General features: G+C 59.0%; 16 protein-coding genes. All 16 read right to left on the bottom strand.

Annotated features, from left to right (window positions below; translation table 11 throughout):
- Nucleotides 1-4: 4 nt before the first annotated feature.
- Nucleotides 5-2536 (bottom strand): type VI secretion system tip protein TssI/VgrG, encoded by a 2532-nt coding sequence (tssI, locus tag KOL70_RS20915; protein WP_215481519.1) that lies wholly within the window; start codon nucleotides 2534-2536, stop codon nucleotides 5-7.
- A gap of 16 nt (nucleotides 2537-2552) precedes the next feature.
- The gene (locus KOL70_RS20920) at nucleotides 2553-4010 is read right to left on the bottom strand and encodes a serine/threonine-protein kinase (protein WP_215481520.1); all 1458 of its coding nucleotides are present in this window, start codon (nucleotides 4008-4010) and stop codon (nucleotides 2553-2555) included.
- 29 nt (nucleotides 4011-4039) lie between these two features.
- The gene (gene tssH, locus KOL70_RS20925; protein ID WP_215481521.1) at nucleotides 4040-6649 is read right to left on the bottom strand and encodes a type VI secretion system ATPase TssH; all 2610 of its coding nucleotides are present in this window, start codon (nucleotides 6647-6649) and stop codon (nucleotides 4040-4042) included.
- A gap of 54 nt (nucleotides 6650-6703) precedes the next feature.
- Nucleotides 6704-7750 (bottom strand): type VI secretion system baseplate subunit TssG, encoded by a 1047-nt coding sequence (gene tssG, locus KOL70_RS20930; RefSeq protein ID WP_058771453.1) that lies wholly within the window; start codon nucleotides 7748-7750, stop codon nucleotides 6704-6706.
- Nucleotides 7747-9621, bottom strand: coding sequence for a type VI secretion system baseplate subunit TssF (tssF, locus tag KOL70_RS20935; protein WP_215481522.1), 1875 nt, complete (start codon nucleotides 9619-9621; stop codon nucleotides 7747-7749). Before tssF ends, tssG begins: the two co-directional genes overlap by 4 nt.
- Before the next feature lie 2 nt (nucleotides 9622-9623).
- On the bottom strand, nucleotides 9624-10199 hold the full coding sequence (tssE, locus tag KOL70_RS20940; protein ID WP_021506795.1) for a type VI secretion system baseplate subunit TssE: 576 nt from the start codon (nucleotides 10197-10199) through the stop codon (nucleotides 9624-9626).
- Entirely contained in the window at nucleotides 10189-11013 is an 825-nt protein-coding gene (locus tag KOL70_RS20945; RefSeq protein ID WP_215481523.1) for a type VI secretion system accessory protein TagJ, read from the bottom strand. The genes tssE and KOL70_RS20945 overlap by 11 nt, the downstream gene beginning before the upstream one ends.
- A gap of 16 nt (nucleotides 11014-11029) precedes the next feature.
- Complete coding sequence (locus KOL70_RS20950; RefSeq protein ID WP_021506793.1) at nucleotides 11030-12007, bottom strand: hypothetical protein; 978 nt, start codon at nucleotides 12005-12007, stop codon at nucleotides 11030-11032.
- A gap of 10 nt (nucleotides 12008-12017) precedes the next feature.
- The gene (locus KOL70_RS20955; RefSeq protein WP_021506792.1) at nucleotides 12018-12809 is read right to left on the bottom strand and encodes a PP2C family serine/threonine-protein phosphatase; all 792 of its coding nucleotides are present in this window, start codon (nucleotides 12807-12809) and stop codon (nucleotides 12018-12020) included.
- Nucleotides 12806-14626, bottom strand: coding sequence for a type VI secretion system-associated FHA domain protein TagH (tagH, locus tag KOL70_RS20960; RefSeq protein WP_215481524.1), 1821 nt, complete (start codon nucleotides 14624-14626; stop codon nucleotides 12806-12808). Before tagH ends, KOL70_RS20955 begins: the two co-directional genes overlap by 4 nt.
- A gap of 309 nt (nucleotides 14627-14935) precedes the next feature.
- Nucleotides 14936-15331, bottom strand: a complete 396-nt coding sequence (locus tag KOL70_RS20965) for a lysozyme inhibitor LprI family protein (RefSeq protein ID WP_254185900.1) — start codon at nucleotides 15329-15331, stop codon at nucleotides 14936-14938.
- A gap of 415 nt (nucleotides 15332-15746) precedes the next feature.
- Nucleotides 15747-16739, bottom strand: a complete 993-nt coding sequence (locus tag KOL70_RS20970) for a hypothetical protein (RefSeq protein ID WP_215481525.1) — start codon at nucleotides 16737-16739, stop codon at nucleotides 15747-15749.
- Nucleotides 16740-16882: 143 nt separating this feature from the next.
- The gene (locus tag KOL70_RS20975; RefSeq protein ID WP_021313206.1) at nucleotides 16883-17365 is read right to left on the bottom strand and encodes a type VI secretion system tube protein Hcp; all 483 of its coding nucleotides are present in this window, start codon (nucleotides 17363-17365) and stop codon (nucleotides 16883-16885) included.
- 313 nt (nucleotides 17366-17678) lie between these two features.
- A complete protein-coding gene (gene tssC / locus KOL70_RS20980) occupies nucleotides 17679-19175 on the bottom strand; it encodes a type VI secretion system contractile sheath large subunit (RefSeq protein WP_021506787.1) in 1497 nt (498 codons plus the stop codon).
- A gap of 2 nt (nucleotides 19176-19177) precedes the next feature.
- Nucleotides 19178-19705 carry a type VI secretion system contractile sheath small subunit gene (gene tssB / locus KOL70_RS20985; protein ID WP_021506786.1) on the bottom strand — a complete coding sequence of 176 codons (528 nt, stop codon included), beginning with the start codon at nucleotides 19703-19705 and terminating at the stop codon, nucleotides 19178-19180.
- 79 nt (nucleotides 19706-19784) lie between these two features.
- Nucleotides 19785-20801, bottom strand: a complete 1017-nt coding sequence (gene tssA, locus KOL70_RS20990) for a type VI secretion system protein TssA (RefSeq protein WP_215481526.1) — start codon at nucleotides 20799-20801, stop codon at nucleotides 19785-19787.
- Nucleotides 20802-20808 lie beyond the last annotated feature (7 nt).

A 20808-nucleotide genomic window follows, 5' to 3' on the forward strand; every position in this document is an offset into this window, starting at 1 on the left:
TTATTCAGCCCTTAAAATTCAAACAATCATTTACTCTGTTAATCCATCCATTTAAATTAGGAAGGTTATTAGGATCTGAAATCGTTAAATTTTTATAATATACCTTCCTAATCTCTGCGATATTTTCGGTTAACTCATTAGAATCAGCAACACTATTCATTGCGGCGATGGTATCTGGCCCGATAGCCCCATCCACCTTTAAGTTTTTCCCATATTGACTATTCAATAACTTCTGAATTTGTTTGCCAGCCCCACCAGATGTAATAGTCCAGTCATATGACATTAATGCTAACTTAGGATCCTTAATATCATTAAATCCTTTGGCATCCCAATATCTTTTTTTGTAGATAACTTCTGCTTGTTTTGGAGTAAGTTTTTTTAGGTTATCTAGCGTGGGCTCAACGCCCACATCTTCCTGAGCATATCTCTGCCATGTTTTCCATGCAATACCGTGATTAGTTGGCCCACCTTTATCTGCCGCACGATTGGCATAACCACCTTCATGCCGCAGAATTATTGGCGATAACTTGCTAAAGTTATCGTCGTGCTTTTGGTCTGCGGCATTTTTTGGTTCAGATTTGGCAGCTTTCGGCGCAGCCGGAGCCGCCTGTCCTTTCTGTTTAGGGGGGAACAGGTTCTCCACCGCTTTACTGATATTCTGTTTGTGATCGGCACCAGGCGCACCGGTGCCGGGCTTTGCACCGTCAGTATTCAGGTTCAGCTTGCCGCCAGACGTTGTAATGTGGCCATCGCCCTGCACGAAAATATTGAAGCCTTTACCGACGATATTAATGTGACCGTTAGCGTTGAGTTCAATGGCGCTTTCACCGCACTCCAGACGCAGTTTGGTGCCGGATCCCAGAACATAGGTATCAACTGCCGCGTCCAGCTTGCCTTGTCCGGTCAGGAGCTCCTCGCCGCCTTTGATACCGTGTACACGGTTGGTCTCAACGCGGTATAGCTCATTACCGCCAGCATAATGGCTGTGGTTGTTGGCGACCGAGTGGCTGGCATCGTTTTTAACGTGCGTATCCATGTTTTTCTGCGCCTGGATCCAAAGATGCTCCTCGCCCGCCTTGTCCTCGAAGCGCAGCGCGTTTGCCGTGTCCGCCGTGCCGTCCTTCGAACGGCTTAAAAACCCCATCTGCGTCGCCGCCGCCGGCAGCGCCCACGGCGGCATGCTCGCCTCGTTGTACACGCGACCGATGATCAGCGGCCGGTCCGGGTCGCCGTTGATGAAGTCCACCACCACCTCGTCGTTCACCCGCGGGATCTGCACCCCGCCGAAGCCCTGACCCGCCCACGCGCTCGACACCCGCACCCAGCACGAGCTCGTGTCGTCGCCCTTCGCCAGGCGGTCCCAGTGGAACTTCACCTTCACCCGGCCGTAGCGGTCCGTCCAGATTGACTCTCCCGCCGGGCCCACCACCTTCGCCGTCTGCGGCCCGTGCGTCTTCGGCCACGCCGTCGCCGGCTCCGCGCGGTACGTCACCGACGACGGCAGCACCGTGAACGCGATGTTGTGCCGCGCCCCACCGCCGCCGCTCGCGTACCCGTTCTCCTCAAAGTCGTACCGCGCCGACGTCACCAGGTACTCCCCGTTGTCGCTGAAGTGCGGCGCGTTCACGATGCCGAACCGGTACCCTGGCGCGATGCCCGTCGCCGTCCCCGTTCCGCTCACGCTGTGGTGCGCCACCTGCCACACCTCCTGACGGATGCGCGTGTAAAACTCCCCGTGGCTGTGGTCGACAAAATGGCCCGGCCAGTCGTACACGTCCACCGCCCCCGGCACCGGCGACACCGGGTTCTGCCGCGCCTGCAGCATCCACGCGTTCGGCTTGCGGAAGTCGTAGTCGTCCGTGCTGTACATCCCCGGCGTCACGCTCTCGCACAGCGACCACTGGCTGATGCCCTCCTCCGTCACGCTCCCGCCCGACGCCGTCACGTGGTACGGTATCGTCTCATAGCCCGCGAACGCCTCGTGCTGGTCCGCCCCGTCGCACAGCACCATCACGTGACGCTCCGCCTCGTGCCGGAACCAGTAGTAAATCCCCTCCAGCTCCATCAGCCGGCTGATGAAGTCGAAGCTGCTCTCCTGGTACTGCACGCAGTACTCCCACACCCGGTAGCTGCTGCCCAGCCGCGTCTCCACGTTCACCCCGTTCTCCTGCAGCAGCGTCTGCACTATCTGCGGCACCGTCTGTCCCTGGAATATCCGCAGGTTGCGGTCCCGGCGCATCGGCCACAGGTCCGGCTCCACCCGCAGCTGGTACACCGCGTAGCGCGTTCCGCTCAGCTCCTCGCTGCGCACCGCCACCCGCGTGATTTTCCCGTTGAGGTAGCGCGGCGACAGCAGGCTCTGCGTCGGCAGCGTGAACGTGACCGGCTGCCCCAGCAGCGCGTGCCGGTCGATGCGCGCGTCCGTGGCCAGCAGCTCGGCGTTCAGCTCAAACGACTGCGACAGCGCCTCGGCGCCGGTGAGTTTCCAGAACAGCAGGCCGTCCATCGGCAGCTGCGCGGTGATGCGTGAGAACATAATAAATCCCTGATTATTAACTGTGTGGATCGAGCAACCAGACGCCTTCTTCGCTGATGGTCAGCGTTTGCTCGCGCGTGCCGCCCTGGCCGCTGATGGCAAAGGTATAGTTGCCTGGCGCCAGCTGTAGCGCGGCAAAACCGTTGGCGGCAGGCACCAGCGCCTGCGGTTTGCCATTCACCTGGACGCGTTCGCCCTGCTGCAGCTTGATGTAAACCTGCGCGACCGGCTCCGGCGGCGGTGCAGGCTGCGGCTCCGCTTCGCGCGGTTTTTCCGGCGTTACCGCTGCCGTTGCGGCTGGCGCTGACGACGCTGAAGGTGAAACTGCCGGATCAGCAGCTGGCGCGCTGTTTTGCACCGTCGCTGACGGCGCCGCAGGCTCATCGCCCCCGGACATCACCAGCCCCACGCACAATCCCACCAGCACGCCCGCGGCCACCAGCCCCGGCAGCGCGAAGCGATGGCGCAGCAGTGATTTCACCGGCGAAAGCGTTTCGGCTTCGTTCGCCTCTTCCACCGGCACCAGCATGGTGCCCGGTCCGCTGATTTTGGCGCTCAGCAGCGGTTCCGGTTCGCGCTCTGGCAGCGCCATCAGCCCGGCAAAGACATCAATATCCTGCGGCCGATCTTCCGGTTTGAGCGCCAGCGCGCGGTCCACCGCCGTCAGCAACGCCTGGGAGTAGCCCGGCAGGCGGCGCGCGGCCAGCGGCTGGTAGTTATCTTCGATGCTGCGCACCACGCTCACCGGCGGTGGCGCCCCGGTGATCAGCGTGTGCAGCACCGCGCCCAGCGCGTAAATATCCGTCCACGCGCCCTGTTCGCTTTCGTCGTTATCGCTGTATTGCTCGATGGGCGCATAGCCCGGACGCAGCATGGTTTCGCTCTCATCCGACAGGTTACCAATGGTTTTACGCGCAGAGCCAAAATCCAGCAGCACCGGCTCGCCGCTGCTCTGAATCTGGATGTTATCCAGCGAGATATCGCGGTGCAGGTAACCGGCGTCGTGGATGGTTTTGATCGCACCCAGCAGCGGCGGCAGCAGGCGACGAATCCAGGCTTCATCCACCAGTTGCGGATTGCGCTCGCGCAGGTTCGATAAGGTGGTGCCGCTGTAAAACACCGTGCCCATATAAGCGGTGTCGTTCTGCACCCAGAAACGCAGCACGTGCAGCAGATTTGGATGGTTGAAGCGGGCCAGCAGGCGCGCCTCCTGAATAAAGCTGTTCAGCCCGGCATGAAAAGTTTTGCTGAAGCGTTCGCTGCGCAGCACCAGATTCAGATCATCGCTGCGCACCGCCAGCGAAGCCGGCATAAACTCTTTGATGGCGATATCACGCTCCAGCTGATGATCCCAGGCACGATAAACAATGCCAAAGCCGCCACCACCGATCACTTCTTTAATTTCAAACTCATTGAAACGGTAACCCACCGGCAGAGCGTTGGGTACGTTGAGGGGATTATCGTGTTCCGACATTTTCGAAAACTCTCTGATCACTAACGGCTTTAGACATCGAACTGGCAAACAAACTCGCCCTGCTCACAGCGTACCTGCACGCGACGATAGCGTTCATCGCGGGCGTGGGCGCTGAGCAGCATCTGGCTCATCTGCGGCAACAGGGTATTGGTAAGGATGGCGTCGACCATGCGGCCACCGGACTCCACTTCCGTGCAGCGCTGCACGATCTGGCTGATGACCGAATCGTCAATCTGCGCGCTGATGCCGTGGTTGTCGGCGAGACGCTGAACAATCCGGCCCAGCTGCAGCCGGACGATTTCCGCCAGCATCGCGTCGCTCAGCGGGTAATACGGCACCACCAGCAGGCGACCCAGCAGCGCTGGCGGGAACACCTCCAGCAGCGGTTTGCGCAGCGCGGTGCTCAGCGCTTCCGGATCCGGCATCAGCTCCGGATCGGCACACATCGCGCTGATCAGCTGCGTACCGACGTTGGAAGTCAGAATAATGATGGTGTTACGGAAGTCGATATGGCGCCCTTCGCCATCCTCCATCCAGCCTTTATCGAACACCTGGAAGAACAGCTCGTGCACATCCGGATGCGCCTTCTCAATCTCATCCAGCAGCACCACGCTGTAGGGTCGACGCCGCACCGCTTCGGTCAGCACGCCGCCTTCGCCATAGCCCACGTAGCCCGGCGGTGCGCCTTTCAGGGTGGAAACGGTGTGGGCTTCCTGAAACTCGCTCATGTTGATGGTGATGATGTTCTGCTCGCCGCCGTACAGCGACTCGGCCAGCGCCAGCGCGGTTTCGGTTTTGCCGACGCCGGAGGGACCGCACAGCATAAAGACGCCGACCGGTTTGTTCGGATTGTCGAGGCGCGCGCGTGAGGTGCGCACGCGTTTGGCGATCAGATCGAGACCGTGCCGCTGGCCAATCACGCGCTGGTTGAGCGTATCGGCGAGATTGAGCACCGCGTCGATTTCGTTTTTCACCATGCGCCCCAGCGGAATCCCGGTCCAGTCTGCGACCACGGCGGCCACCACGCTGGCATCCACGGCGGCAAACAGCAGCGGCGCTTCGCCCTGCACCTGCTGCAGCTGCCGTTGCGTCGCGTCCAACTCATCGCGCAGCGCGGCTTCGCCCTCCGTCACGCAGCGCGCCCGCAGAGCGATCAGCTGATCGACCAGTTCACGCTCCTGCTGCCAGCGCTGCTGCAACGCCTCGCGCTCGGTTTCCAGCGTCGCGCGCTGGGCGGCAACCGCCTGCGAACGCGCCGCATCGCCCAGCCCGACTTTGCTTTCGCGCTCAATGATCTCCGCTTCAATCTCCAGCGCGGCCAGACGATGCAGGCAATCTTCCAGTGCCGCAGGCTGTGCGCCCTGGCTCACCGCCACGCGTGCGCAGGCGGTGTCCAGTAGCGCCACCGCTTTGTCCGGCAGCTGGCGCGCCGGAATATAACGATGCGACAGCTTCACCGCCGCGCTGACCGCCTCATCCAGCAGCAGTACCTGATGGTGCTTCTCCAGCGCGCTGACGGTGCTGCGCAGCATCAGAATCGCTTTGGCTTCATCCGGCTCCTGCACCTGCACGGTCTGGAAACGACGCGTCAGCGCCGGATCTTTCTCAATGTACTTTTTGTATTCGGCCCAGGTGGTGGCACCGATGGTGCGCAGCTGGCCGCGCGCCAGCGCCGGTTTCAGCAGGTTGGCGGCATCGCCGGTGCCCTGCTGGCCGCCGGCACCGACCAGCGTGTGGATCTCGTCAACGAACAGCACAATCGGCGTCGGGCTGGACTGCACTTCATTAATCAGCGCCTGCAGGCGCGCTTCAAATTCGCCTTTCATGCCGGCACCGGCCTGCAGCATGCCGATATCCAGCAGCCACAGCTGCACATCCCGCAGCGGAGCCGGTACGTCGCCTACGGCAATACGCAGCGCCAGGCCTTCGACCACCGCGGTTTTACCAACGCCCGCTTCGCCGGTCAGCAGCGGGTTGTTCTGCCGGCGACGCATCAGAATATCCACCATCTGGCGGATCTCTTCATCACGGCCGGTGACCGGATCGATGCGTCCTTCGCGTGCGCGTGCGGTGAGATCCTGCGCGTACTGCGCCAGCGTGCTGGTGCTGGCTACCGGTGCGGCACTCTCGGTGCCCGGCTGTGCCACCAGCGCCTGCTGTGCCTCTTTGCTGCTGGCGAGCAGCGTGTCGAACTGCTCCAGCAGCGCATCAGCATTGATACGGCCAAACTGGCCGGAGATGCCTTTCAGCACGCTGGCGAGGTTGAAGGTTTTGAGCATGCCAATCAGCAGATGGCCGCCGCGAATGCGCGTCGCACCGTACTTCAGCGAGGCGTAGACCCAGGCGCGCTCGACGGCGCTGTCGATGTGTTCGGCGAGATCGGAAACCGCGCTCGCACCGCGCGGCAGGCGGTCGAGCGCCGCGACGATATCCCGCGTCAGCGCGTTTTCATCCAGTGAAAAATGGCTGATCACCCGCTGTAAGTCGCCATCCTGCTGCTGCATCAGCTGGTGCAGCCAGTGCACCAGCTCAACATAAGGATTGCCGCGCAGTTTACAAAAGGCGGTGGCGCTTTCCAGCGAGGTAAATAACAGCGTATCCAGTTTGCCGAATAACACGGCACGGCTGATTTCTGACATATCGGGTCTCTTTAATGAAAGAAGCAGGCTGTGTAACAGGGAAAAGCGATTGGGCTAGCTTGCGGCTGCCTCAACCTCAAACATGAAATCTTCGCGATCCTGCGGCTGTGGCGCGTGTCCCAGCCAGCTGGTGTAGCCCAGCCGGGCATTGCCTCCCAGCGTGACGCTTTGCACCTCTTCCGCCGCCAGGATCAGGCTGAGGTCCCATTGCATCTCGATACCGAGATAGTGACGCACCCAGTCGCGCACTTCGCGCGCGCCCGGCGCATCTGGCAGAAAGTGGGCATACTGCTGCGCGCTCAGCGGACCGAGCCGCAGGCGAAAACGGTGCTGCACATCGCGCACCGCCACACCAAGGAACGCCGATTCGCCCAGCCGCGGCATCTGGCGTCCGGCTCCCAGCCGCGCCTGATCGCGCGCGTCCAGCGTCAGCCACTGTGGCACGTTCTGTGCCAGCTGCACCGGTACGCCAAAGTAGTGACGCAGAATGCGTACCAGCCCTTCAGCGTCGTGACCGTGGCGGCTAAGATGACCGACCAGCATCAGCCGCGCATGCAGGCTGAGCGAACTGGCCTGCTGCTGCGCCGGTAAACCGATGCCGGCCAGACAGGCAAGGTAATCGACAAAGCGGCGGTTATCGGCGCGATCCAGCGAGACGGCCGGCTGCGCATCGGCCCAGGCGCGATAAAACAGCAGCGTGGCACGATGGTGAAAGATGTCGGCAAATGCCGCCAGGCTGTGATCCTGATGGTGCACGATGCGCTCGTGCACATATTCCGTCAGGTGGGTCGGCAGCGGACCGTTGGGGCCAAACAGGCCAAAGCTGTAAATCGCCACGTCATGGCGCGCGTCCTCTGCGCGCGGCTGCACGCTGGCCAGGGTTGCCGGGGCAAACGCCAGCGACGGTTGCTGACCAATGCGCAGCGCTTCGAACTTCGGCAGCGGCGCGCGTCCCAGCGGATAGCGCTGACCGCCCTGCGCATCCAGCCGGCGCAGCAGCTGAAACAGATCGTAGCGCCACGGTGCCGCCATCACTGCCTGCCAGAAATCGTCCGGCAGCCGCTGGGCGCGCTGCAGCGGAATGATCTGCGCCTCGCTCATAGCAGCGCCTTCCTGCCCATGCGCGGCGGCCAGTAGCCCACCTCGCCGCGCTGCTGGCTGTTGAGGGTGAATTCGGTAAAGCTATTCAGCGCCACCAGCCGGCTGCACACGCGTTCCAGCACGCTGCCGAGCAGCCACGGGCTGGCACCGGAAAACGCCTGTTCGTCGACCTCCAGCGTGATGCTGACGCCGCGCGCAAACACCACCGGGCCCGGTTCCGGCACCCGGCGATTGACCGCGCTAAGCTGGCAGTGGCGAATACCGTCAATCTGGCGCGCCACCGCCGCTTCGGCGAGATTAGCGTACAGGCTCAGCAGCTGGCGCAGCGCGGCGGCGCCCTGACCGTCGCTGCTATCCATCAGGCTCAGGTAGTTCATCTGCAGGTGGCTGATCAGACGCCACGCGGAGAGCCCTTCGGCCAGCGCCGGACGCGGCGGCGTCGGGCCTTTACACAACTTCAGCTGCCCGACCGGGATCGAATCCGGCATGACGAAATTGCCCTGCTCCTGCTGCAACAGCATCAGCGGCAGGTCGCGGCTGGTGCAGAGCACGTCTGCCGACAGGTAGCGCATGTCGTCGCGCCACGGCGTGTGATGCTCATCCACCAGCGACAAAAACACTTCCGAGCCGATATAGCCGGTGCGCGTGCCGTAACGCTGCGCCTGCTCAGACAGCGTGCGCTGCTCGCGGCGCAGCGAGAAATAGGCACCGTAATCGCCGTCGTCGCCGCTGAAGGTGCTCCAGAACGGGCGGAATAACTGCTCTTCGCGCTTGCCCTCAATGGTGGCGAACAACCGCTGCACCGAGTGCACTTCGTAGTCCAGCGGCCGGATGTTATCCACCACCAGATGATATTCGTGCTGGCTGTCGCTGACCTTCAGGCGCTCGGCCGTTTTGGGAAACAGGTTGATCACCGGCGTGCAGTGCAGCGCCAGATGGCTGCTGTCCACCACGCTTTCCAGCGCGCTGTCAGCCTTATCCAGCAGGATGATAATGTCGAATTCCTGCGCGTTATCGCAGCGGCGCAGAAACGGTGCCAGCTGGCTCAGGCTGATGAACTGGAAGCGCGCCGGAAAGGCAAAATACTCCTGCAGCAGCCGGTAGCCGTCGAAGTTACGCAGATCGTCCGGCAGCAGCGCCTGCTCAGGCGCAAAGCCTTCCTGCTGTAACGCTTCATCCGGCAGCACCTGGCGCAGCGGCTTGTGTTCGGCCGATTGCAGCACGATGCCGACGCGGTGCTGCATCAGCAGCTCCAGCAGTTTCTGCGCCTGAATGTCCGGGCCGCTGAGATACAGCATTAAATCGGCGACATTCAGTTGGCTGAGCGACGAGATGCCTTCGCAGGCGATACGCACGCGCAGCGCGCTGGCGGCACCGCGACCGCTGAGCTTCAGTTCGCCCAGCGGCAGATCGCCCGGCACGCCGCCGAGTGAAACGTCGCTGATGCGCAGCGGATGCAGCGTGACATCGTGCGCCGTAGTGTAGCTGCAGGTTACGCCGCTTTTTTTCAGGTGCTGGCTCTCCATCATGGTGCCGCGCGGCACGTGGAAGCCATTGCTGATGTCGCCTTTGCGGCTGTCCGGCGTGAGCTGTGCAATCGCCATCGACGGCGTAGGTGACAGATAAGACGGCGCAGTCATCTCCAGCAGCCGCTGTGAAAAGCGCGGGAACTCGGCGTCCATTTTGAGCTGCACGCGCGACGTGAGGAAAGCAAAGCCCTCCATCAGCCGCTCAACGTAAGGATCGGCGACTTCGATGCCGCGCATTCCCAGCCGCCCGGCGACTTTCGGATAGCGCGCAGCGAACTCCGCGCCCAGCTCACGCAGATAGGCCAGTTCGCGGTTGTAGTAGTCGAGCAGTTTGCTGTCCATGATTAACCTGCATCCAGTAGTTCAAAATGACCGCTTTCCAGATCAACCTGGGTGCGGAACAGAAACTCCAGCGGATAAGGCACGCACCACAGGCGGCCTTTGATCTCAATCGATAACACGTTGTGCAGGCTGAGCGACTTCAGATCGCTGACGCAGCGTACCTGCAGCCCCTGCGGCAGAATGCGCGGCTCAAAGTGCAGAATGGCATCGGTCATTTTGCGCTGCATATCCTGCCATTCGATGTCGGAGATGTTCTGTCCGGCCAGCGGCGCCACGCCAAAATTCCACACCGAGCGCTGCACTTCACCAAAGGCGCTGAGATCCTGCTGGGCTTCGTTGTTGATGGTGTTAAACAGCCACTGCAGATCGCGCAGCACGTGGCGGCGCAGCGTGCTGTGGGAAATCAGCGTGGTATTGCTGGCTTCGCTCTGCTTGTCCGGCGCGTTGTCAGTCAGACGATCGAGTAACGAGGATTGCAGCTTGTCGCGCGCGGTTAGCGCATCGCGATTTTTACGCGCGCGGAAACCGCCATGCAGCTGGGCATAGCCGTCGTTATGCGAGCTGTTATCACGGCTCATCGCTGCCGCCTGGCTGGAACGTCAGCTGCTGCAGCGTCAGCAGCGGATACTCGCCGCTGTCGCTCAGCCACAGCTTCTGGCCATGGCCGGTAAACTGGCTGTCATCGTGGCCCAGCGGCTGCCATTCCGTGACGCTGGCGCGCAGATAACGCTCATCCGCCCCCGGCAGCAACGGATAGCGCACCGGGATCTGGCAAATCTGCTCGCTGCCATCCACCAGCTGCACGCGCGTATGGCGCCAGACCAAATCGGTCACGCTGGCGGGCGCCTGAAATTCCATCTCGCGGATCGCGGCGAACGGAATCCAGTAGTAGCGGCCGTTGGCGATGGCTTCGCACACCGGCCCGAAGCGGCTGTCGCCGTCCATCAGCCACGCGAAGTCTGCCGTCTGTTCCTGCTGCTGCAGCTGACCCGGATTGGGTTCGGCCTGCGCCAGCGCGGCAGCTCGTTGCTCCGCACCCAGCGCGAAGTCACCGCGGATGTCGGCGCTCAGCGCAGCCAGCAGGGTTTCACACCACGCCCACGCGCTGCCCGGCAGCTGCGGCTGCGCCGCGCCGCGCAGTACCGCTTCACGCTGCTGCTCACCGGCAATGGCCTGCTGCAATAAGGTGACGGTCGGCTGGGCCTGGGGCGTCAGCGCCAGCCACGATTGCAGCTGGGTTTGCGCACGCGTCCAGTTGCCCGCCAGGCACAGCAGCTGCACAAACGCCGCGCGCAGGTCGGCATTGGCCGGGCTGGCCTGAATCTGGCGGGTGATATCGGCGAGGTTATCGGCCAGTGAGGCACTGGCCAGGCGCGATTGTAACGACTCCATGCAAGCTCCTTTTGCGTTAGTTGATGGTGCGGTAAACCGCGGCGGCGGGATCTTTCAGCTCCGGATGCAGCTGCTCTACCAGCTGGACTTTCAGCGGTGCGCTGGCGCTCAGCCACGGCGACCACACTTTGCGTACTTCCTGCAGCCGTGCGCGCAGTGCGCTCTCATCGGCGGCATCGCTGGCGGGCATCTGCACCACCACCTGATCCGGTGCCTGCCAGCCGTTGAACTGGCTGCTGAACGGCAGCACCAGCCAGCTGTCTGGCGACTTCTCGTTGCTCAGCACCATGCGTTCGCTGTTGACGGTAGTGATGCTGAGCTCGGCGCTCTGCTGTTTGTTATTCAGGCCGGCAATCGGGAAGCCCTGCAGGAACGTCACCACTACGCTTTTCGCCGCACCGTTGCCCATCTGCGTCAGGCTGCTGCGGCCGCTCAGCCAGCCATCCTGACCGCAGCTCAGCCCCTGTTTGGACGGCACGAACAGCGCGCTGGTCTGCGCCGGATGCTGCCACCAGGTGCGGAAGTGACAGCCGTCGAGCAGGCTGAACTGCAGCCACGGCGTGGTATCGGCCTGCGGCGAGTTGAGCACCGGCGCGGCAGGTGCAGCCGTAGCGGTCTCTGGCTGCTGCACGGGCGCGGGCGGCGGCGTTACCACCGTTTGCCACTGCTGCGCTTTGGCAGCGCTGCCGCTGGCGATCGGGTTGCCGTCATCATCATTGAGCGCCCAGTTGAGCTGCTGCAGCGCTTTACACTGCGATGCCATCAGCCCGGCGACGCGCGGCAGAAAATCCTCCAGCGCCGCGACGTTTTTCGCGCCGTGGGTGACGATGCGCAGATCAACATTGCGCTTACACCAGCTCGCCAGCTGGTTATCTTTCACGTCATCAATCCAGACATCCAGTTTCTGTGCCGGGGACTGCACGATGCGATAGTTCTCAGCAAATGCGTGCGTGCTGAGCAGCAGCGCAGCCAGACCCAGTAATCCATGTTTCATGTTGGCGTTCTCAATCTCGAAGAGGGAAAAACTGCGCCGCTTCGGACAGCGAGTGCAGTAAGGTGGTGTCCTGCGGTGAGCCAATCCAGACGGCCAGCGCGCTGAAGTTATCCTGCTGACCGTTATCCGGCTGACCGTTGCGGATGATTTGCTGCATCAGCGTCAGCCACTCTTCCGGCGTGTTGACCATGTGCAGCGACTGCTGCATCTGCTCCAGCGTCACGCCGTGCCAGAAGCCATCGGTGCACAGTAAAAAGGCGTCGCCGTCTTCTATTTCCACCACATCGCTGTAGCTGGCGTCGCGCTGCTCATCGCCCATGCCGAGGGCAAAATAGAGCAGGTTACTGTTGATACCTTCGGTCTGGTGGCCGGCATCTTTCATCTGCTGCACCAGGCTGTGGTCGGTAGTCACGTGATAGAGGTAGCCGCGGCGAAACAGATACAGCCGGCTGTCGCCCGCGTGCGCCCAGTAGGCCAGCTCGTAGTCGCGGTCGACAAACAGGCTGACCAGCGTGGTGCCCATGCGGCTGTGCTCGCTGCTGGCTTTCTGCTGCTGGCGAATCGCGTGATTCGCGTGGTTGACGTAGTTGCGAATCGACTGCGCATCCAGGTGCGCGTTACCGTCGAACGCCTCCATCAGGCTGCTGCGCGCGATGCGGGCGGCCACGTCGCCGCCGGGAAAGCCTGCTACGCCGTCGCACACCACGAAGCAGGCTGAGCGTTCACCGATTACCTCACCGGTTTGATCCTGATTGCTGGCGCGGTCGCCCTGATTCGACGTGGAAGCAATGGTGATATTCATGCGTCATCCGTGTGGGTTTGTGAATCTTTGTACTGATTAACTTCCAGGTCGTAGGCATGCAGGAAAGCTTCGCCGAACAGGGTATGGAAATCGTCCTCAATCTCGCCCGCCGTCTCGCCGTAGCGCTCAACAAAATGCTCCCACAGCGCGGCTTTGCGGCTGCCCGGCAGGCCGAGGCGCGACAGCGATCCCGCCTGGCGGGCTTCCTCTTCCAGCTGATCCGGATTAAAGGATTGCAGCATCGAAGCGATAATGGCGCGGATCCCGGCGATCATGCCGAGCTGATGCGCCTGCAGATCGATCAGCGCATCACGCACCGCCTGACGCGGCGGCATGAAGCCCGGCATGCGGCTGCCAAACATCTGCATCAGCACGGTTTTGCCGGACGGCAGCAGTTTGAACGGGTTGTTGGCGTCGTCGAGGATCACCGTCATATCCGCTTTAACGCCACGCTTAAGAATCGAACGTGACGACAGCAGCGCAACGGTGCCCTGCGAGAACATGCTCAGCATCTGGCCAAACTGCAGCATCTGCTCGCGGTCGAACTGCGGCGTGGGCTGCAGATCGCGCAACCCCATGCCTTCCAGCAATGCATCCAGCAGTTCGCCTTTCAGCGCGTCGCCGCTGCTGTGGCTGGCTGTCGCCTGGCTGGCGGGTGCCGCGTTCTGATGGCTGGAAGCCACCGGATCGATACGCAGCCGCCCTTTCGGCGTCGGCGACGGTACACGTTGCACCGCCTGCGGCGTGGGCAGCGTAATGCCACCGTAATCCATCTGCGGCGCGACCGTCTCTGGCTGCTCCGCCTGCGGTTCGATCAGCGACGACGTGGCCTGGGTTTCGGTGTCATCAAACAGTGGCGAACTGCTGAGATCCGCCAGCTCGACCGGTGCCGTCTCCGGCGAGGGTTCACTGGGCGTTTCCGGCTGGGCGACGGGCTGCGGTTGAACCGTCTTTGCCGGCGCGATCTCCGGCTGCGCCAGCGGAACCGCATTGCCCATCATCAGGCCGAGCGGATCGTCGTGGTTGCGCACGTCGCTGCTGCTCTGGCTGCCAAACAGGCTGAGCGGATCGAGCTCGGTGGCACTCTCGACCTGCGGCTGCGCGGCGGCATTCTGCTGCGCCGACAGCGTGCTGGGGGTGCGATCGTCGAAGATACTTTCCTGCGCGAACAGCGCATCGCCTTCATCGAACAGGCTGGTGTTTTTCGGCTGCTGGCCAATATCCAGCGGCGCATCGTTCACCAGCTGAGCCAGCGGATCCTCCGGGTTGCGATCGAGGCTGGCCGGCGCGGTGAGCGGATTGGCCTCCGGCAGCACCTCGGCCGCTGCTTTGCGCTTCGACAGATCGTCGGAGATCGAAAACTCTTTGGCGAGACTGTCCCAGATCTCGCTGGGGATCGCGGCGGTGCTGGCATCTTTTTCCGCCGGTGGCGCATCAGCCATTACCGCCGCCTGTACCACCGGCTGCGGTGCCAGCGTGGCGGCCTGCGGCTGCTGCGCGCCGTTAAGATCGTTGACCAGCAGCTGGTAATCATCGATGCCCAGCACGTCGCCATCCTGTAATTCCACCTGACGCCCGCGCTCCAGCGGGATGTCATTGAGCAGCACGCGCGTCACGTTGCCCCGGTTGGTGAGGCGGCATTCGCCAGCGGCGGTGATGTGCACAATCGCCTGCAGGCGAGAAATGGTGCGATCGTCATCCGGCAGCACCAGATTGTTGTCCACTCCGCGGCCAATGGTGCCGCCGGGCGGCATAAAATCACAGCGGGTTTGCGGCGGCTGGTGGCCGGGTTTAGTCGTTATTATCGTAAAGCGCATAACGGGTTCCTGCGGTTAGCGGTTCGGCATCTATATTGCGCGGCTCTCCGGGAAAGACGCGGAATATAGGAAGCGGGTAATACGATGCTGTGTGCGATATCAGGTGATTGAGGCTGTGCGTTAAAGCGCGATGCGTTGTTTCATATTTGCTATTTAGTTTGTCGGTGGCTTTGAAATGATTGCAATTTTGTAGCGGCACCATTTATTGCGCGATGAATCGCGCCGCTACAATATGTGCGCGGTGCTGTAATTAATAGAGTTTTTCACTAGGCCAATTAGCGGATAAGAGGCAGAGAAGAGTGACCTTCCTTAATAAGGAATCTGCCTCAGTGATTCCTGGCGTTCTTTATTGATGCGCACAATGCAGATATTAGTCGCTACTTCGTGAGCGATACTTCCTTCCTCTGCATCAAAAGCTTCCAGCTTACACTGTCCATCACGGTACTTTAGCCAGCCACGTTGGGTATTTGTTAATGTGCTGAGGTAATCATCCGCCAGTTTTTTATCCGCGCGGTATGATGATGCAATCCGTTTTTTTGCCGCGATGTATTCCTGATTCAACGCGTCTTCAGCTAACTGCTTCTCATGAAGCGTGCATTGATAAACGGCGCTATCTGAGGGTTCGCTGGAGCAGAGGGCTGTAGCAAAAGCCGATTTATTCATTACTAAAAGAAGAGTAAAAAAATATAACTTTGAAAACCTCAAGCAACCTCCTGAATAAATCAGTGCGTGTGCTTATAAATTAAAATAGTTATGGCACCTACAAATAAAAGCAGTGCACTAATTAAGTTTAGGTTATGAACCATGAGCAACCATTTGATCTTCTCAGATGGGAGATTCTGAACAAAATTATATGTTTCAGCACTAACCCGCTCATTTTTCTTATGATACATGGTCACACCTTTATAAAGCCGTGCAAAATATGAGACCTTGTTATGATGAAATAATGATGAAAAATGATTAGCAATCTGCGTGGTAATATCTAGCTGCAAATTTAGACGCTGAAACTCACTCAATATAAAATCGAGTTTTTCCTTGTTTTTTTTAAAGAGGATGAATGCATATATTTGCAAGATACATCCTATGCTTATCAGAACTACAGATATTAATAGTAAAAAATTCAAAGTATCTTTTCCATAGTTATACCTGCCCCGGCTTTAAAGCCTTCACTTAATAAGTACCCTCCTGCAGCAGCACCAACAATACTACATGCAAGTATGCCAATTGGTCCTGTTGCAACGCCTAATGCCAGACAAAGACTCGTGCTGATTTCGGCACCAAGGCTTGCCCCATAATAGCCCCCAGCAATACCAGCTGCAAACTCTGAATATTTTGCGACCGCAACCTGCGCACACTGATCTTTGCGATCAACCGTACAAGCCTGATAGACCTCATTCGTCGTATTTAAGGCACCAAATCCTACAGCTACCAACCCCCCGGCTTTCATAAATTTAGCTGCTTTAGCTGCACCATCCACGTAGGTTGAGTAGCCACGAATTGCTCCCACTCCAGCGGTTTGCCAGTCGTGCACAATGGATGAACTGGACAAATTCAATGCATGTTTAATTTTATCATAGGGTCTCAAATTCAGAATCAATCGCGAAACGCGATTGAGCAGCTGTTCGAGTTCGCCAAACAGACGGCGACGCTCAATAAAAAACTGCTCACCAAATAGCGTGCCTGCCGTCAGGTACTGGTTGCGATAGGCATTTTCAATGGCAGTTAGTTTCTTTGCTATTTCTGAGAAGTATTTCTCGCCTGCATCACCGATTAGACCCGAAGCTTGATCCATATAATTGGTAATAGCAGCGATCGAAGCATAGTGCCGGTTGAAAAAGTCAGCCTCATCAACGGATAGATGCGCCAGACTATTGTTGGTTGTCGCTTTTGCCGTTGCCAGGGCACTCATTGCCGCAGGATGATTGTTTCCTTCCGGATCAGCAACGATCAGGATTTGTCCCGGTTTAGCCCATGCGACATCAGCATTTAACTGCAAAAAGTAATTTGCCGCCGGCATGTTGCGCGTACCGTACAGCCACATCGCTTGCTCGGTGAGGCTTCCAGGGCGTTGCACTACACAAAATCCCGGTTCGATGGAAGTTTTACCTGTCATCACAATCTCCTTTTGCAGTTAAATATTTATTTAAAAGACAATCTCATTAACATCTTCTGTAAGTTATATCCCACTCAATTATATTTTCAGATAACCTTCCTGAAATATTTATAGCGGCCCCATAGGGCCGCTTAATAAAGCAATTACGCTTCTTTATTTTCTTTGATGTTCCAGCCAGCGCTGCTTTCAGCGCCTTTACCACCTGAAGAGCTCTGCTCCCAGTATTGCTGCTTCACTTTGGCAGCCTGGAACGCGTAAGTCACGCTCAGGGTATCGCCATTAGCAGCACCGGTATAATCAACTTTTGACACCAGCACATCTTCCAGTGTGATACGTGCGTATTCAATCTGTGTGCCGCCTGCTTTGCATACGGACAGCTCTACTTTGCTGATATGCTTACCGCTGGCGCAATTTTTCAGGATTGCAGTGGTGGATTTGTCAATCAGTGCATTTACGCTCAGGTCAGCAAAATTTACTTTACCTGCACCACCGCCGCCGCCAACAGACATATTACCCGGCTGGTTAGCACCCCAGTTGAAAGAGGTAATATCAGTCCAGCCGGTGTGGTTGGAGTCTTTAGACTCGCCGGTCACACCATCAACTTTTAAAAACATATCAATAGCCATAATTATCTTCTCTTGCTTGATTTACGTTCTGCTTTGATAAAGCATCGTTATGGCAAACAGGAAAGCATGGGGCTGAATAAAACAGTCCATATTTTACCTCTGCCTCGTTTTCTGAATATCGCTACATGGTTTATTCAGAGAGTGTTTTTATTGTCCCACTGGATGGAGCAATAAAAAATAGTGAATCCTTTAGTTCCTAGATATTAATATCGAAACGTGGAGCCGGCTCGCAATAAGCATTTTGCGTCTGCACGGTAACTGCAAAGCTTAGTGAGAATTCAGGCCGCCATACATGACGGCCTGATGCAGTTAATCAATTCTCGTTCGATTTGAGTGAAGGCAGTTTAGATACCAGACGCAGTGACACCGTCAGGCCTTCCAGCTGGTAGTGCGGACGCAGGAAGAATTTCGCGGCGTAGTAGCCCGGGTTATCTTCCTGCTCTTCCACGCTCACCTCGGCGGCAGCCAGCGGCTTACGCGATTTGGTTTCCTGTGACGAGTTCGCCGGGTCACCGTCGACATAGCTCATCACCCAATCGTTCAGCCAGCGCTCCATTTCATCACGCTCGCGGAATGAACCGATCTTGTCGCGCACGATGCACTTGAGGTAGTGCGCGAAGCGGCAGCAGGCAAACAGATACGGCAGGCGTGCAGCCAGACGTGCGTTGGCGGTCGCATCGGCATCATGGTATTCCGCAGGCTTTTGCAGCGACTGCGCACCAATAAAGGCAGCAAAGTCGGAGTTTTTGCGGTGCACCAGCGGCATAAAGCCGTTTTTCGCCAGCTCGGCTTCACGACGATCGCTGATGGCAATCTCCGTCGGGCACTTCATGTCTACGCCGCCGTCATCACTCGGGAAGGTGTGGCACGGCAGGTTTTCAACCGCACCGCCAGACTCGACGCCGCGGATCGCGGTGCACCAGCCGTACTCTTTGAACGAACGGTTGATGTTGGCTGCCATGGCGTAGGCGGCGTTGCTCCAGGTGTAGCCGTTGTGATTTGAGCCATCGGTCTGCTCTTCAAAATCAAAGCTATCCACCGGATTGGTGCGAATGCCATACGGCAGGCGCGCCAGGAAGCGCGGCATGACCAGGCCGAGATAGCGGGCATCTTCCGATTCACGCAGGCTGCGCCAGGCGGCATATTCGGTGTTCTGGAAGATTTTGGTCAGATCGCGCGGGTTCGCCAGCTCCTGCCATGACTCCATCTGCATGACGGTCGGCGCGGTACCGGTGATGAACGGGCAGTGTGCCGCCGCGCTGATACGCGCCATTTCGCCCAGCAGCTCCACGTCCTGCGGGCTGTGATCGAAATAGTAATCGCCCACCAAGCAGCCAAACGGTTCACCACCGAACTGACCGTACTCCTGCTCATAAATCTTCTTAAACAGCGGACTCTGATCCCAGCCAGCGCCTTTAAAACGCTTCAGGCTGCGCCCCAGCTCCTGCTTGGAGATGCTCATGAAACGGATTTTCAGCATCTCGTCGGTTTCGGTGTTGTTCACCAGGTAGCTCAGACCGCGCCACGCGCTCTCCAGCTGCTGAAACTCTTCATGATGAATAATCTGGTTGATCTGCTGTGACAGCTTGTCGTCAATCTCAGCGATCAGCGCCTGAATGGTGCGATAGGTATCGTTCGAAATGGTGACGGTGTTTTCCAGCGCCTGCTGCGCCAGCGTCTTCACGGCACTTTCGACGGCTGCACGCGCCTGATCGCTGGTTGGACGAAATTCTTTGTTCAGCAGGGCGCTGAGTTCATTCTCGCTGTAGTGCGAGGCACCCTGTTGCTGCTGATGCGAAGACTGGGTCATGATTACTCCTCCTTACCTTCAGCGCTTTCATCCTGCTTTGGCAGATGAGTCAGCGCTTTCAACAGCGTTGGATCCTGCAGAATCTTGCCGATCAGCTCTTCCGCACCGTTTTTGCCGTCCATGTAGGTCAGCAGATTCGAAAGCTGGGTACGCGCTTCCAGCAGGTTGCTCAGCGGTTCGACTTTGCGGGCAATCGCATCCGGTGAGAAATCGTCCATGCTCTCAAAGGTCAGTTCGACGTTGAGTTTGCCTTCGCCGTTGAGCGTGTTATCCACCTGAAACGCCGCGCGCGGCTTCAGCGCTTTCATGCGCTCATCGAAGTTATCGATATCAATTTCCAGGAATTTACGCTCATCAAGGCTCGCCTGCGGCTCGAGTGGTTTACCGACCAGGTCCGCCATGACGCCCATCACAAACGGCAGCTGGATTTTGCGTTCCGCGCCATAAATTTCCACGTCATATTCAATCTGAACGCGAGGCGCGCGATTGCGGGCAATGAACTTCTGCCCACTGGATTTCGTTGGTGCCATGGTTTTCTCCATTAAGGGTGCGCGGGTAAAGTTTCGCAGGAGGCGCGCAGGTCTCGCTGCGTTGAGTTGTTACGCTCGCTTAGTCGCGGCGTCCAAAGATATTTTCCAGCTGATGCACGCCGTCTGGCGCCAGATCGCGGATGATGTCCATAAAATCGAGTTCAATCAGCCGCTGTACGCGTTCGATCATCAGCGGTGCCGGATGGCTGGGTTCGTGCTGAGCAAAGTAGTGCTTCACCTTCTCCAGCATCAGCTGCGCATCGGCGCGCGAACTGATTTGCACGCTGCGCCAGTCAGCCGTGCGAACCGCTGCGGCGGGCGCGGCGACCCTCGGTTCCGGCGGCGGCTCTGTTACCGCGGCCGGCTGCAGCGCGCTGAGGTCAGTGGCCTGACAGCGTTCGGCGATCATGGCGATCTGCCTGCGCAGCTGCGACAGCTCCGGCACCGCCGCTTCCCCCAGCTGTTCTGTCAGAGTTTCGGTAATAGTTTGCAAACGCTCACTTATCTGTAGCACCGCTTCAATACCGGGCTGCTCGCCGCGCGCCAGCTCATCGGTCAGGCGCGGCAGACCGCCAGGATAGTCCGCGACTTCGGTCTTGCTGCCGTCGCACAGTGCTGCGGCATCGCGCAGCGTGATGCCATCCGAGGCGTAACGCAGCAGCCAGCTCTGGCGTACCGCGCTGCTCAGCGCCGATTTATCGCCCAGCAGCGCCACCGCGTTGATGCGGTAAAATGGATCCTGTTCGCCGTACTCTTCCAGTCGCGGCCACAGCGGCTCCCAGTACAGCAGCAGCGCCTGCTCAATCAGCTTCAGCCCCTGCGCATAGCCCGGCAGCCCTTTCAGCTCGGTCCAGGCGTGAGTAAGCGCTAACATCACTCGCAGGTCTTTGCTGCGGCTGAGCAAGTCAATCGCCAGCTTTTCGACTTTATTCCAGTCCGCTGATTCAGCCGGGATAATGGTCTCGCCAAACTGCTGTTCGGCTTTACCGGTACTGGCCTGCTCCATCGCCTGGTAATCCGCGTGATACTCCAGGTTGTCGCCGCAGGGGTTATCACTGCTGACCGGCGCCAGCAGCGCGTCAATATTTATCGTCATAGCGGTT

Source organism: Pantoea sp. B270, from assembly GCF_018726825.1.
Classification (GTDB): domain Bacteria; phylum Pseudomonadota; class Gammaproteobacteria; order Enterobacterales; family Enterobacteriaceae; genus Pantoea; species Pantoea dispersa.